The following is a 250-nucleotide window of genomic DNA, read 5'->3' as shown; positions in this document are numbered from 1 at the left end:
CCAGGCGCCATTCGGGTCGAGGGTGATGCGCGCATCCGGGAAGCGCTCGGCCAGGGCCGTGACGGCTTCGATTTCCTCATCGCCAAAATTATTCTCTTCGGCCCGGTCGAGCCGGGTCAGCAACGCTGCTTTTGCCCAAACGTCCTTCATGCCATCGAGCCATGTATCGAACTCCAGCGTCCTGCCAATCGTATTGATCACAAAGCCACATGTAGCCTACTGGCTACTCCCTGTTGATGCCAGCGAATTT

General features: G+C 57.6%; 1 protein-coding gene. It reads right to left on the bottom strand.

From position 1 onward, the window contains the following. The coding region (locus AC0L3B_RS39980) for a type II toxin-antitoxin system RelE/ParE family toxin (protein ID WP_473383466.1) at nt 1–201 on the bottom strand (201 nt) is incomplete at its 3' end. Nucleotides 202–250: the final 49 nt, after the last annotated feature.

Source organism: Bradyrhizobium sp. Kon56, from assembly GCF_055807635.1.
This window is presented reverse-complemented; position numbering and strand designations above follow the sequence as displayed.